Source organism: Kitasatospora sp. GP82, from assembly GCF_029892105.1.
Taxonomy (GTDB): Bacteria; Actinomycetota; Actinomycetes; order Streptomycetales; family Streptomycetaceae; genus Kitasatospora.
This window is the reverse complement of sequence record NZ_JARZAJ010000016.1, coordinates 185,586-200,501: the sequence shown is the minus strand read 5'-3', so window position 1 is coordinate 200,501 and position 14,916 is coordinate 185,586. Positions and strand designations below refer to the sequence as shown.

At 69.9% G+C, this 14,916-nt stretch carries 6 protein-coding genes; 1 reads left to right on the top strand and 5 read right to left on the bottom strand.

The annotated features are described in order from the left end of the window. Positions 1–186 precede the first annotated feature (186 nt). Positions 187–1,227 carry an alpha/beta hydrolase-fold protein gene (locus P3T39_RS19255; RefSeq protein ID WP_280699337.1) on the bottom strand — a complete coding sequence of 347 codons (1,041 nt, stop codon included), beginning with the start codon at positions 1,225–1,227 and terminating at the stop codon, positions 187–189. Positions 1,228–1,913: 686 nt separating this feature from the next. Continuing rightward, a complete protein-coding gene (locus P3T39_RS19250; RefSeq protein ID WP_280699335.1) occupies positions 1,914–3,170 on the bottom strand; it encodes an ROK family transcriptional regulator in 1,257 nt (418 codons plus the stop codon). A 204-nt stretch (positions 3,171–3,374) separates the two neighbouring features. Here P3T39_RS19250 and P3T39_RS19245 point away from each other — a divergent pair, with 204 nt between their 5' ends. Further along, positions 3,375–4,136 carry an SDR family oxidoreductase gene (locus P3T39_RS19245; RefSeq protein WP_280699333.1) on the top strand — a complete coding sequence of 254 codons (762 nt, stop codon included), beginning with the start codon at positions 3,375–3,377 and terminating at the stop codon, positions 4,134–4,136. Between the two features lie 104 nt (positions 4,137–4,240). On the opposite strand, the gene P3T39_RS19240 is transcribed toward P3T39_RS19245, so the two are convergent. The 3 genes from P3T39_RS19240 to pulA form a co-directional block, all read right to left on the bottom strand. Further along, positions 4,241–5,914 (bottom strand): carbohydrate-binding module family 20 domain-containing protein, encoded by a 1,674-nt coding sequence (locus P3T39_RS19240; RefSeq protein ID WP_280699352.1) that lies wholly within the window; start codon positions 5,912–5,914, stop codon positions 4,241–4,243. Between the two features lie 373 nt (positions 5,915–6,287). Further along, positions 6,288–8,621, bottom strand: coding sequence for a M4 family metallopeptidase (locus tag P3T39_RS19235; protein ID WP_280699331.1), 2,334 nt, complete (start codon positions 8,619–8,621; stop codon positions 6,288–6,290). Positions 8,622–9,159: 538 nt separating this feature from the next. Beyond that, positions 9,160–14,685 carry a pullulanase-type alpha-1,6-glucosidase gene (pulA, locus tag P3T39_RS19230; RefSeq protein ID WP_280699329.1) on the bottom strand — a complete coding sequence of 1,842 codons (5,526 nt, stop codon included), beginning with the start codon at positions 14,683–14,685 and terminating at the stop codon, positions 9,160–9,162. Positions 14,686–14,916 lie beyond the last annotated feature (231 nt).

The following is a 14,916-nucleotide window of genomic DNA, read 5'->3' as shown; positions in this document are numbered from 1 at the left end:
CCCGGCGCGCGCGCTGTCTTCCGGGGTCTCCCTCTCTGTGTTGGGCCGTTTCGTTGCGGGGGGGGGGGGGCCCGCGGGGGGGGGGGGGGGGGGGGCCGCCCCCCCCCCCCCCCCCCACGGCCCGGGACTCTCACATCATGAAGTCGAACACTGACAACAGCCGGGAGGCTGTCCCCGGTCGGCCCGTCAGCCGTCGCTCTCCGGGCCGGCGAGGTTCTTGGTGAGCCACTCCAGGGTCATCGGGATCATCTTCTCGAAGTCCTTGGTGAGGTGCTGGCCGCCGGGCTGCTGGTAGTACTCGACGCTCGTCGGTGCAACGGCCTTGGCGACCCAGGACTTGACCAGGTTGACCTCATAGGCGTTGCCGCCGCCCGAGGTGGCGAGCATCTTGACGTCGGCCTTGCTGGTGGAGATCAGCTTGCCCGGGCTGTTGGCGAGACGCTCGGCCTCGTGGCCCTTCCAGAGCAGGGAGTCCGGGTCCCAGTAGCCGTCGATCGGCACGGCGGCCTTGTAGATGTCGGGGTGCTGCATCGCAAGTTTGGCGCTGCAGAACGCGCCGGTGGACGCCCCCATCACGCCCCAGCTGTCGCGGCCCTTGAGGGTGCGGAAGTTCGCACGGACGAAGTCCGGGATGTCCTCGGACATCCAGGTCCCCATCTTCGGCTGGCCCGGGATGTCACTGCAGTCGAAGGCCCGCTTCTCATCACTCGTCAGGTTCTGCACCGGCATGATCATGATGAACGGGTGCGCCTTCTGCTCCTTGACGAGCTGGGCGTCGATCTCCTGGATCGGCAGCTGGTTGTCCGTCCAGGTGTTGTAGCCGTTGCTCTGGCCGCCCGCGTAGAGGGTCAGCACGGGGAAGCCGTAGTTGGCGTACTTCGGGTCGTTGTACTGCGGCGGCACCCAGACCCAGACCTTGGCGGAGACGCCGGACTTCTTGCCCGCCAGCGTGGTCATCATGATCGGCCCGACCTTGGTGTCGCGGGCCTTCGTGAGGTTGGCGGCCGGACCGGTCGGCATCACGACCTTGCTGTCCTTCGGCGGCGCGCTGCTGGCGGCGGGAGCGGCACTGGTGGCCGAGTTGTCGGCCCCCTGCGCGTCGGCGGCCGGCTTGGTTCCGCCGCCGCTGCTGCAGGCCGCCAGGGCGGCCGACAGGGCGAGCGCGGTGATACCGGCGAGGACGGCACGGGTGCGGGTGGGCTGCGACTGCGGCTGCTGCGGCTGCACGGTGAAAACTCTCCGACCGATATCACGCCCGGCCGGACGGATCCGGGCGGTGGCCCCCGGGTGGGGCCATGAGGGAGGTCGCGAGCGGACTCCGGCGTACCGGCGGCTGGGCTGCCGGGGACGTACTCCTCCCGACCTCAGGACGGCGCACCTGCCTCCCCGTGGAGTGGCGCGCCGTCCTGTGATCTTATGACGCCACTTCGACCCACAGCAGTTGCGGTGGCCCTGCCATACCATTCGTTTACCCGACGTTCGCCGGGGCATGGGGCCGCCATCCGACGGGGTCCATGACCAGAGGTCACCGGGTGACTACGACGAGGCCGGGAAGGCGATCACCCCGTCGAGCGCGAAACCACCGGCCACAGCCGCCGCACCGGGCGCCCGGGGCCCGCAGCCGGGCCACCCGGTCGGCCGAGTCCGGTCGGCGCCGCCGTGACCACTGTCACTCCGCGCTCACTCCGCACGCACTCCGCCGAACCGTACGCCGAACCCTCCCGGGCGGATATGGAGTCCGCGCGACCTGTCGTCGGTCGAGATGCGGTGGCAGTGGTTGCACGGGAAAACCGTATCGCCGGTGGAGCGGCCCACGTCGTGGGCCATGCCGCCGGTGACGGTCTCGGTGCCCGAGGTCCCGTCGCACCGCTCGGTACCGGTCGCACCGGAAGAGCGGGTTGCCGCCGTCGGCCTCAGACCAGGCCCAGCGCGGTGAACGGTTCGGTGATGACCCGCTCCAGCACGGGCACCGCCGAGGAACGGACCAGCGTACGGGAGCCGAAGACCGCCGGGACGATGTCCTCCGCCACCGAGGGGCCCCGGTGGCTGCGGCGGGCCACCTCGGCGCGCAGCTCGTCCAGGTACTCGTCGGCGACCAGAATGCCGCCGGCCAGTACCACCCGGCTCGGGTTGACCAGGTCGACAATGGTGCTGACGGCCCGTCCGACCCTTCGGGCGCGGGTGCGCAGCAGCTCCTGGGCGCGGACGTCCCCGGCGTCGGTACCGGCCGGACGGGCCGACTCGATCAGCCGCTCAAGTGCCCGGCCGTCTCCGGCCTCGTCCTCGGCGGGGAGGATGCCCGCCGCCCGCGCCTGGGCGACCAGCACGGTGTCGGTGGCGGTGACGGAGAGGCAGCCGGTGCCGCAGTGCGGGCAACGCACGGCAGGGTCGTCGGTGGCGGCCAGGTGCTCGATGGCTCCGGCGGCGGCGCCGGGGCCCCGGTGGACGGTGCGGTGGACCACGATCGCGGCGCCCAGGACACTGCCGACGAAGACCAGGACGAAGTCGTCGCTCTCCCGGCCGGCTCCGAACCACAGCTCGGCACGGGCGATGGCGCGGACGGTCTGCTCCAGCAGCAGCGGACCGGGCAGCCGGTTCGCCAGCAAGTCGAGCAGCGGGACATCCCGCCAGCCGAGCGGGCCGTGCTCGACCACCGTGCCGCGTGCGCCGTCCACCCAGCCGCCGATACTGACCCCCGTACCGGCCAGGCGGCGGCCGCCGAGGCGCTCGGCCAGGAAGGACTCGACGCCGCGCGCGGCCTGTTCGGCGATCCGGTCGGGTGTGAGGTCCGGCAGTTCGCCGTGGCCGAGTTCGCCCTCGGCGAGCACGGTGCCGTCCAGGCCGACCAGGCCGAAGGTGGTGCGCAGCAGGCCGATGTGCAGGCCGAGGGCGACGGTGCGGTCGCGGTCGACGCCCAGCGGGACGCGCGGGCGGCCCTGGGTGGACTCCAGCGGGGCGAGTTCGGCGAGCAGGCCCGCGTCCAGCAGGGTGCTGGTGAGCTTGGTGACGCTCGGCGCGGAGAGCCCGGTGTGCCGGGCGATCTCCGCGCGGGAGACCGGCCCGTGGGCGAGCACCGCGCGCAGCACGGCGGAGGCGTTGCCCTGCCGCATGACCTCGGCGCGCTGGCCTGCTGTGACCAGGCCCTGGGGCCGGTTGTTCCTGATGTCCACGACGGCTTGCCTCCCTCCGGCCCACTGTAGCGAGAAACAGGATTTAATTTCAGAAATTAACCTACTCCTCGACGGGCCGACGCGCCCGGCTGTCCCACCAGCCGAGACCGTCCGCGCCCGCCCCGGTCCTGGACGCTCCTACCAGTGACGCGGCACCGGCGATCGGCAATCATCATGGGGTCGTCGCACCCGAGGAGTAGCGCCATGCCCGAGCTGCCCGAACAGATCGCCGTCGTCACCGGAGCCGGCAGCGGAGTGGGCCGCGCCGTGGCCCTGGAACTCGCCGCCGGCGGCTGGCGGCTCGTCCTGGCCGGACGCCGGACCGAGCCGCTGCGCGAGACGGCCGGGCTCGCCGGACTCTCCGGGGCCGAGGCCTTGGCGGTGCCGGCCGACGTCACCGACGCCGGAGCCGTGGACGCACTGTTCGCCGCCGCCGAGCAACGCTTCGGCCGGGTCGATCTGCTCTTCAACAACGCCGGGACGTTCGGCGCCCCCACCCCGGTGGAGGATCTCGCCCTCGCCGACTGGCGCGCCGTGGTGGACCTCAACCTGACCGGGGCCTTCCTCTGCGCCCAGGCCGCCTTCCGCCTGATGAAGCGCCAGACTCCGCAGGGCGGACGGATCATCAACAACGGTTCGATCTCCGCCCATGTCCCCCGCCCGCAGAGCATCGCCTACACCGCGACCAAGCACGCCGTCACCGGCCTCACCAAGTCGCTCTCGCTGGACGGCCGTCCGTACCGGATCGCCTGCGGTCAGATCGACATCGGCAACGCGGCCACCGACATGACCGCCGCGATGAGCGCGGGCGTCCGCCAGGCCGACGGCCGGATCGCCCCGGAACCGACCATGAACGTGGCCGATGTCGCCCGCACCGTCCGGCACATGGCCGAACTGCCGCTGGAGGCCAACGTCCAGTTCGCGACGGTGCTGGCCACCACCATGCCGTACATCGGCCGCGGCTGAGGCAGACCTTCGAAGACGCGAGAGGCCCTGTCCGGCCGATCTTGCCGGGCACGCGACAAGATCGGCCGGACAGGGCCCGGATCGCCGAGGGGCGGACGGTCCGGTCAGCTGCGCCAGGTGTCGTTGAGGGCGACCGGCCCGCTGGACGGCACGGTGGCGGTGCGGTTGGTGCCGCTCTCCCAGGTGACCACGCCGCTGGCGTCCTTGCGAACGTACTTGTACTGGAAGGCCGTACCGGCCGCCATCGACACGTTCAGCGTCCAGAGGGGGTAGCTCGCCGAGGAGAGCGCCACCGCCTTGCCGGTGTCCCAGTTGCCGAGGGCGTCGGTGTTGCCGGCCACGTAGATGTTCTGGCCGGGCACCGTCGTGGCGTTGACCGTGAAGGAGGCACCGGTACTGGCCGGGGCGGTGCTGACCGAGGCGCCGACGTGGAGCGCTACCGCGTCGCCCGCGCCGACCGTCGCCGTGAAGCTGCCGTCCGAGCCCACCGTGTACGTCGGGCCCGAGCAGCCGCCGCCACCGGTCGGATCGCCGTGCTCGACGTCGCAGTACGTCCCGGCCGGGAGGGAGGTCTGGAAGGTCTGGGTGATCGGGCCGCTCTCGTGGTTGATCGCGACGAATCCCTTGCTGCCGCGGCCGAAGGCGATCGCGTTGCTGCCGTTGGACCACCAGTTGGTCAGCCCCGTACCGGAGACCGCGTTGCGGAAGCCCACCATGTTGGCGATCTGGCGCCAGGCGTGGGTGCAGTTCCAGCCGTCGCTGTAGCAGGAGTTGACGGTGCCGCCGTTCGGCGGGCCGTCGTCGTTGCCCGAGAAGGCGTAGCCGGAGTAGACGTTGGGCGAGCCGTAGGGGTACGCCAGCATGAAGACGTTGGCCAGCGTGTAGGTGTTGCCGTACTTGTAGTTGAGGGTCGAGCCGTTGCGCTCGGTGTCCCAGTTGTCCACGAAGGTACGGGCCTGGCCGCTCGGCAGCAGGCCGGATCCCCAACCGGAGAGGTCGGCTATCCTTCCGCCGTCGAAGGCGCTCTTCAGCCAGGTGCCCGAGCGGAACTCGTCCACGTCCCCGGTGCCGGTGTACTCGGACGGCTGGATCGGCTCGCCCGCGCCGTAGATGACCTCCTGCACCCAGTACGCGTTGGGGTTGCTCATCCTGGCCTTGATGGCGGCAAGGTCGGTGGCGGCGATGTGCTTGGCGGCGTCGATCCGGTAGCCGTCCACGCCGAGCGAGGCCAGGTCGTTCAGGTAGTTGGCGATGGTCTGCTGGACGTGGGAGCTGCCGGTGTCCAGGTCGGCGAGGTTGACCAGCTCGCAGTTCTGCACATTGGAGCGGTCGTTGTAGTCGGTGATCGGCTGCCGGCAGGAGTGGAAGTCCTGGTCCTGGTAGTAGCCGGGGTAGTTGTACTTGGTGTAGACGGTGCCGCCGGTGCCGGTGCCCGAGCCTGCCGTCATGTGGTTGATCACCGAGTCGGCGATCACCTTGACACCCGCCGCATGGCAGGTGTTGACCATGTTCTGGAAGGAGGTGCGGTCGCCGAGCCGTCCGGCGATCCGGTAGCTGACCGGCTGGTACGACGTCCACCACTGCGGGCCCTGGATGTGCTCCTGCGGCGGGGAGACCTCGACGAAGCCGTATCCCTTCGGGCCGAGCGTGTCCGTGCACGCCTGGGCGACCGAGTCGAACTGCCACTCGAAGAGGGTGGCGGTGACGTCCTTGGTGCTCGGCGGGGCGGCCTGGGCGGTGGGGGCCAGGGTGAAGGCGGTGCAGAGTGAGAGGGCCAGCGCACAGCTGGCGCCGAGCGCGCCGAGTGCACGGGCCCGCGGACGGGCGGGCGTAGTGGTGACCACGTTGTCTCCAGGGCAGGGTGGGGGGCCTGCTGCGACCCGGCTGGGCGGCCGGGCGGCCTACTGCAAGGTTTCTGAAACTTGCAGGAAACTTTCGGTGCGCCGAATTTATGGGCGAGTGAACAGCACGTCAAGGCGCGCGCGAGCAACAGTTCGGTATCTCGCGCGGACGGCGTGCGCCTGACCCCCCGTCGGCACATCCGGATCCGATGACGCCACGGCGAAGGGCCTGGCACGGAATGACTCCGTGCCAGGCCCTTCGCCGCGCCGCTACGCGGTCGGATCGACTGCGATCAGATCAACTGCCCGGTCAGCCGGTCTGGATCGAGGTGTCGTCGATCACGAAGCTCGTCTGCAGCGAGGCGTCCTCGGCGCCGGTGAACTTCAGGGTGACCGTCTGGCCCGCGTAGGCCGAGAGGTCGAAGGTGCGCTGCTGGTAGCCGGCAGCGGCGTCCGCGTTGGAGTAGGTCTTCAGCGTGGTGCCGTTCACCTGCACGGTCAGCTTGTCGTACGCGGTCGAGCCGGTCTCGGCCGTGTCGATGTGCAGCCAGAAGCTGAGGGTGGCCTTGCAGCCCGCCGGGATGGTCACCGTCTGCGAGAGGGTGTCGGTGTGGGCCGAGCCGTAGCCGTCCAGCCATGCCTTGTACGAGCCGCTGTGCGCGGCCTGGCCGGAGCTGTTGTCGACCACGCCGCTGCTGGCGGTCCAGGGGGCAGCGGTGCCGGTCTCGAAGCCCTGGTTGCCGAGCAGCTGGGCCGGGGTGCAGCCACCGCCGCCCGAACTCACCGTCCAGGTGAAGCTGGTGGTACCGGACTTGTTGGCGGAGTCCTTGGCGGTCACGGTCACGTTGAAGGTGCCTGCGGCCGTCGCGGTGCCGGTGATCAGACCGCTGGAGCTGATCGACAGGCCGGTCGGCAGGCCGGTGGCCGAGTAGGTCAGCGCGCCGGTGCCGCCGGTGGCCTTGATCTGCAGGTTGGCCGAGCCGTTCAGCGCGGTGCTCTGGTTGCCCGGGTTGGTGACGGTGACGCCGCCTGCGGGCAGCGAGCCGACGTTGACCCCGGCCCAGGCGGTGGCGACCTGGTTGTACTCGGTGCTGCCCGCGCCGTACAGGTCGGTGGCCGCGCTGAGCGTCGCGGTGCGGGCCGCCGCGTAGTCGGTGGTGGAGGTGAAGTAGGTGGTCAGCGCCCGGTACCAGATCGCTGCCGCCTTGTCGCGGCCGATGCCGCTGACGGCGATGTTGTTGACCGTCGGGGAGTTGTAGCTGACGCCGTTGACGACCTTGGCGCCGCTGCCCTCGGACAGCAGGTAGAAGAAGTGGTTCGCCACACCGGACGAGTAGTGCACGTCCAGGTTGCCCACGCCCGAGTACCAGGAGTCGGCGGAGGACCCGTCCTTGGACGGCTTGTCCATGTAACGGAGCGGCGAACCGTCCCCGTTGATGTTGATCAGCTCGCCGATCAGGTAGTCCGGGTTGTCGGAGGGCAGGTTGGCGTAGAACTCCACCATCGTGCCCATGATGTCCGAGGTGGCCTCGTTCAGACCGCCGGACTCACCCGAGTAGTTGAGGCCCGCGGTGGCCGCGGTGACGCCGTGGGTCATCTCGTGGCCGGCCACGTCGATCTCGGTCAGCGGGTGGGTGTCGCCCTGGCCGTCGCCGTACGTCATGCAGAAGCAGCTGTCGTCCCAGAAGGCGTTGACGTAGCCGGTGTCGTAGTGCACCCGGCTGTAGGCGCCGACTCCGTCGTTGCGGATGCCGCTGCGGCCGAAGGTGTTCTTGTAGAAGTCCCAGGTCGCCGCCACACCGTAGTGGGCGTCGACGGCGGCGGACTCCCGGTTGCTGGCCTGGCCGTTGCCCCAGGCGTCGGTGGACTTGGTGAACAGCGTTCCGTTGCCGGAGGTGCCGTTGTTCATGTCGGTGGTGTACATCCCACCGCGGGTGGTGTCCTTCATCGAGTACGTCGAACCCGACTGCGTGGTGCCGATGTTGACGTTGCCGACGAAGACGCCCTGGCCGGTACCGGTCTCTATGCCCTCGACCTTGGAGAGCACCTCGCCGGACTTGGCGTCGGTGACGACGTGCAGCTTGCTCGGGGTGCCGTCCTTCTGCTTTCCGGTGACAACCGTCTCCCAGGCCAGCTTCGGGGTGCCCTTGGCCGCCCAGACGACCAGGCGCGGGGCGGTGTCCACCGCCGCCGAACCGCCCTCTGCGGCAAGGGCGGTGGCCTGCGCCTTGGGCGCGGCCAGCGCGGGGGCGGTGCTCACACCGTTCAGCGAGGCGGTGGTGGCGCGGTCCACGCCCTTGGTCACGCCGCTCGCACTCTGGTGCACGACCAGGTCGCCGCCGAGCACCGGCAGTCCGCCGTAAGTGCGCTCGTAGCGAAGGTGCCTGGTGCCGTCGGCATCGCGCATCACATCCTTGACGACCAGCTTCTCCTGGCTGCCAAGGCCCAGCGACTGCGCCAGCGAGGCGCTCTGCTGGCCGGCCTCGGCGACCAGCTGGGCCCGGTTCGCGGACACCTGCGGGGAGACCGTACCCGCCGAGGGGCTGGGCGCGGCCTGGGCGATCACCGGGATACCGGTGACCAGCAGCGCCGTGGTGGCCGCCAGGGCGGCCAGACTCACCCGGGCATGGCTGTATCGGGACATGCGGACTCCTTTTCCGACCGGTCGCGGGGGTCACGAGCGGCGGAGAGAACCTTGGCCGCAGGGTTGCGGCGCAGCGGGGGCCCCTGCCGCTGGTGCGCGACGGGGGTGCGTAGCAGAAGTGAGCAGCGGATCAGGAGGTGAAGCCGGTAGCGCTGTGCCTGCGCTGGAACAGCCGCACCAGGGGGGTGGGGGACCCTCCTCATCTGCAGCCGGGGGAATCGTGGCAGCAAACGCGCCACGAATGACAGATGCATGCCACTGATTGGCCAATAACGGCCCGCGACACAGCAAAGCCGATGGAGCGTCAGAGCCCGCCCGACGGTGGCCACTTCTGCATATGAATATCATCACGCTTTGGCATTTCATGACCATAACGCGAGCTGCACTTGGAGATCTCGTCCCTGGGCCCGCGCGGCCGGCGACAGCGTCGGAGGGCTCATCCGTGTCACTCCGCCGTCGGCACAGCGATCGTTTTCGGCCAACTACGCCTGAGGCCCCGCCGAAATGGCGGGGCCCCGGTTGACGGTGTGGCGCGTTGTCAGTTCTGGACGAAGACCGCGACGGTCCGGCCGGGAACCGTGAAGGTGCCGTCGGCGGGGTCGAAGGCGGACTGCTTGACCACCTGGTCGACTCCGCCCGCCTGGACGGGATGCAGACTCTGCCCCGTCCCCGCGAGCGAGGCGACGGTCTGCCGCTGGGTGGTCGGGGTGGCGTTGAGGAGCACCGTGAGGCTCTTCTGCGCGCCGCGCAGCCCGGTCCCGTCCAGGTGCATGGTGATCACCCCGGGCGTCTCACCCGCCGTGCCCGACAACGGGAAGGAGAGCCGCCGCTGCACCTCGGCCGAGCTCTCCAGCGCGAACAGCGGCGAGGACTGCCTGATCCGCAGCACCTGCTGGTACTGGGCGCTGCTTGCCGCCATCTCGTTGCAGCCGACCGTCAGCCTCGGGTCGGCGAGCAGCGCCTTGGCCCTCGGCCACATCGACTTGTTGTCGGCGGCCATCGGCAGGCCCCGGCCCCAGCCGTTGCCCTGGGCGCAGTCCCAGCTGATGGAGTTGAACCAGTCGCCTGAGTCATAGGAGTTGGAGTCCAGCGACTTGGAACGCAGCAGATCGCTGCCCGCCTGGGCGAAGCCGGGCCCCTGGGCGAGCGCGGTGAGCGAGAGGCCGAGCGCCTGCATCCTGGCCCGGTCGGCGGGCGAGGTGGAGACGGGCAGCTTGTAGGCGAGCGCGTCGAACAGATCGGTGTTGTCGTGCGCGTCCAGGTACTCGACCGCCTCGCCGGGATCGGCGGCATAGCCGGTCGGGGAGCCGTTGTAGTCGACTCCCGCGCCGGTGACGGCCCTTCCCGAGCTGTCGGTGAAGGAGTACCCGGCGAGGTTCCCGGTCAGACCGACCTTCACCTGGTCCATCTGGTGCAGCAGCCGGGCCTTCTGCTGCTCGGCCGTTCCGTTGTCCGCCGAGCCGTTCGGGTCGGTGAACAGCCCCGACGCGAAGCCCTGTTGGGGAGCGGAGGAGAGCATGAAGTTCCCGCCGCGGGCGGCGTCACGGATCCGGTCGTTGAAGGTGGCGATCCCGGTGCCCGCCATGTTCTGCTGAGTGGCCTGGACGAAGCGGGAGTTGTCGGCGACGACGCCGAAGTTCCAGCCCTCGCCGTAGAGGAAGACGTCCTTCCCCTCGACGCCGTCCCTGGCCCGGGTCAGCCCGCGCAGCGCGGTCTGCACGTCCAGCATGGTGGACTTGGGGTCCAGTCCCATCAGGTCGAAGCGGAAGCCGTCCACGCGGTACTGCTTCGCCCAGCCGACCACCGAGTCGACCACCAGTTTGTTCATCATGGCGTGTTCGGGCGCGGTGTCCGCGCAGCAGCTGTCGGTGGTCACCTTCCCGGTGTCGCTGAGGCGCTGGTAGTAGCCGGGGACGACCTTGTCCAGCACCGAGTGCTCCGCCTGTCCGGAGGCGGCGGTGTGGTTGTAGACCACGTCCAGCACCACTCGCAGCCCGGCCTCGTGCATCGCCTGCACCATCTGCCGGAACTGTACGGTCCGCGCACCGCCGTTCGGATCAGTGGCGTACGAGCCCTCGGGCACGTTGTAGTGCAGCGGGTCGTAGCCCCAGTTGTAGGCGTCGTCGGCCTTCACCGCCGCCACACACTCCTGCTGCTTCTCGCTGTCCGCCGGAAGGGACTTCAGGTCGCAGGCGGGCAGCTTCTGGTCGGCGCGGTTCTCCGGGATGCTGGCGATGTCGAAGGTCGGCAGCAGGTGGATGGTGGTGATGCCCGCCTTCGCCAGCTCCCGCAGGTGCTTCATCCCCGCCGACTGCGACTCGGTGAAGGCCAGGTAGGTGCCGCGCTCGGCCGCCGGCACGGTGCTGTCGGCCACCGAGAAGTCACGGACGTGCAGTTCCTGGATCTGCTGCCGGGTGGCCGGGATCCCGGCGGGGCTCGGGTGTTCGTCCCAGCCGCGCGGCTTGTTCCGCCGGTCGGCCAGGTCGGTGACCAGGCTGCGCCTGGAGTCGGTGCTCAGGGCCACCGAGTACGGGTCGGTGACCACGTTGGTGACCGGTTGCCGGACGCTCGGCGCCCACACCTTGAGCTGGTACAGGTAGTACTTCCCGTCCAGCTCGCGGGCACTCCGGGTCAGCGACCAGACGCCGCTGCCCTCGTCCCGCCGGAGCGCCACGGTCTTCGGGGTGCCGCCACTCGCGCTGTCGAAGAGCTGGACGGACACCTCGGTGGCGGTCGGCGCCCAGAGCGAGAGGGTGACCTTGCCGTCCCGGTAGACCGGGCCGAGCCGGGCCTTCGTGGCCCTGGCCGCGTACAGGTCGTCGAGTACGCCGGGGATCTGCACCCCGGTGGCGGCCGACAGGGCGCCGCTGGGCAGGTGCTCGGTGAGGACCAGCTGGCCGCGCAGCGCCGTGGTGACGCGCCCGGCGTCGCGCGGGTCCACCGTGAAGGCCCGATATCCGGCCAGGTGCGGGTACTTGGCCTTCTGGGCGTCGGTCAGCGCACCGGGGTTGAGCCTGATCCAGTGGCCGGGCTTGCTGAGCACGCCCCCCTCGACGGTCAGGCCGCCCTCGGGGTCGTAGATCAGCTGGGCGCTGGCGCCACCGCCCAGCACGGCGTCGTTGGCACCGTAGCCGGCCGGGACGACCACCGTCTTCGCGTCGATCCACTGGGCCTTGGCGGTGGAGAGGTCGAGCTGGGCGGAGCTGCCCGAGGACTGCGGCAGCAGATAGCCCTCCTGGCCGCCGACGATCCACACCTGCCGTCCGTTGACGGCGAAGTCCAGGGACTGGTCGTTCGGCAGATCCTTGTCGTTGCCGTTGTGCAGGATGTAGCTGAGGCTGGTGGCGCCCTGGGCCAGCGGCACCTCGAAGATGGCGCCGAAGGCGTCCCTGCGGGCGGGCTGCAGGGGGCTGCCCCAGTCGGTGGGCTTGGCCGCACCGGTCCAGTCGTGCAGCCCCCAGCCGTCGTAGTTTCCGTCCGCGCGGTGGTAGTGGATGACGGCGGTGTCGGCGGGGACGGTGTCGACCGGGCCGGGGTTGGTGGTCCGGACGGTCGGATCGCCCTCCTTGAGCCACACTTCACCCGTGGTGGAGAGGTCGAGGTGCCGGTCGGCCGCCACGTCCTTGGTGCCGTTCTTCTCGACCACGAAGCCGAGATCGGCGGCGCCGCTCTTCAACCTGACGTAGGCGAAGGCCCCGTAGGCGTCCCGGCCGACGAATCCGTGCCCGGCGGGCCAGGTTGTGGCCTCGCCGTCGGCGAGGTCGCCCCAGGCGTAGAGGTTCCAGCCGTCGTAGTCGCCGTCCTTGCGCTGGTAGTGCACCACCGCGTACGGGCGCGAGTTCGCGGTCGGGACCGGCTTGGGCGCCGGGGCGCCGGTGGTGAAACTTCCTGTGGTGGACCGGAGTCGGCCGCTGGATGTCTGCACGACAGCCTTGTACCGCACGACCGTCCCCGGCGCGAGGGCACCCAGGTCCTGGGTCACCTTGAACGTGACATTGCCGGCAGCGCCGGGCGTCCCGTTGTCGGCGCTGCCGAGCACCTGCCAGCGGCCGTTGCCGATCTGGGCGGCGAAGGAGACCCGGTTGAATCCCCCGTCGGCGACCTGGGCGCCGACCGTCACCGTGCCGGTGGACCCGTCCGCCGGTGCCTGGAGGGCGAGTTGGGGAGCCGCGCTCACCTTGGCCAGCCGGCCGGCCGCCCTGTGCACCACCGAGGAGAGCGGCGGCACGGTGATGGTCAGCTTGCGGTCCGCGCCGCTGGTGGTCCGTGCACCGGCCGTCGGATAGAGCTGGTCGAAGGCCATACCCGCCGAGAAGGTGTCCAGCGTGACGGTCTTCGCCTCGGTCGAGTTGTTGACCGCGACGACGTACTCGACCTGCTGCTTGGCGTCGATCCGCGAGAAGGCGTACACGCCGGGTCCGTCGGCGGCGTACCGCTCGATCTGCGCGCCGTCCGCCAGTGCCGGGTTGGCCTTGCGCAGCTGGGCCAGCGCCGATATGCCCTGGTAGAGCGGCACATCGCGGCCGTACCGGTCGGCCGGGCCCGAACTCCCGCCGATCACGGCGTCGCTGTTGTAGGACGGCGTCCTGGAGGCGAACATGTCCTGCCGCGCGTCCTTGTCACCGCCCGCGCCGGTGAAGCCCTGCTCGTCGCCGTAGTAGACCACCGGCTGACCGCGCGTCAGGAACAGCAGCTCGTCGGCGAGTCTGTCCTTCTTCAGCAGCAGGTCCTGGCCCGCACCCGGGTTGTCGCTCTGCAGGAAGGAGCCGATCCGGCCCATGTCGTGGTTGCCGAGGAAGGTCGGCAGCTCGTAGGCGTCGGTGTCGGCGGTGGTGTACCGGTAGTCCTGGCCGTAGACCTCGGAGAGTGCCTTCGCCGAGCCGTTCTGCGAGACGTAGCTGCGCGCACCCTGCTGGAAGGGGAAGTCCAGGGTGGCCTGGAGCTTGCCCTTGGTGACGTACGGCGAGGTGACGGCCGGATCGCCGGAGTAGACCTCGCCGAACATGAAGAAGTTCTTGTTGCCGTGCTGTGCGGCGTACTGCTTCAGCGCGGGCGCCCAACTCTGCCAGAAGGCCATGTCGACGTGCTTCACGGTGTCGATCCGGAAGCCGTCCACACCGGTCTCCCTGACCCAGCCCTCGTAGATCTTCTTGAAGCCCTCGACCACCTTGGGGTTCTGGGTGTCCAGGTCGTCGAGTCCGGAGAAGTCGCCCTCGGTGGCGGACTCTCCGGCGAAGGTCGAGTTGCCCCGGTTGTGGTAGAGCGAGGGGTCGTTGAGCCAGGACGGGGTCTTGGCCCCGGCGTCCGCCGCACTGCGGAAGGTCGGCGTGTACGGGAAGGAGTCGGCGGTGATCTTCGGCCAGGGCGCACCGGCATCGGCGACGGCGGTCTCGTCGACCGGATTGCCGTCCGTGTCCAGGGTCGGGTACGCGCCGGTCGAGCGGTAGTCGTACTTCTGCTCGGCGTAGTCGACGACGTCCGCCGTGTGGTTGGTGATGACGTCGAAGAAGACCTTGATGCCCTTGGCGTGTGCCTTCCGGATCAGCTCCGCCAGCTGGGCATTGGTGCCGAAGTGCGGGTCGACCTGGGTGAAGTCGGTGATCCAGTAGCCGTGGTAGCCCGCCGAGGCGGCGTCGCCGGTGCCCTGCACCGGCTTGTTCTTGAAGATCGGGGCCATCCAGATGGCGGTGGTGCCCAGCCCCTGGATGTAGTCGAGCCTGTCGATCAGGCCCTGGAGATCGCCACCGTGGTAGAAGCCCTTGTCGGTGGGGTCCAGGCCGTTGTCCAACCGGGAACCGGTGATTCCCCCGGTGTCGTTGCCGGGGTTGCCGTTGGCGAAGCGGTCCGGGAGGACGAAGTAGAACTGTTCACGTGTCAGGTCATGGCGCTTGGCCGTCGCCGCGAGCGCGGCGTCCGAGGGCGGAGCCGGTGGGGTGGCGGCCCGGACCGGCGCGGCCGCGCCGAGCGTGGCCGCGATCAGAGAAGTGGCAAGCAGCGCGGCCGCTCGGCCGGGTCTGCGAAAGGGGATCGTGCTCCGTGGGCGGTGGGGCGAGACTTCGGCCACTGCGGCTCTCCCTTGAGGCAGTCGTCGTCGTTGAGTGGCGTGGACGCTAGCGACTGCAAGATGTTTCAGCAAGATGTTGAAAAAGTTGCAAACAATCTCTTGACCGAACCGTTGTACGCAGAGCAGAGTCGGTGCGTGCCCTGCCGAGCAGCGGCACCGCACGGGCCTCCCCGAAGAGGGACGGGCGGCCCCGTGCGGGGGATGGTTGCCCGTCGGTCCTGACATCCGACG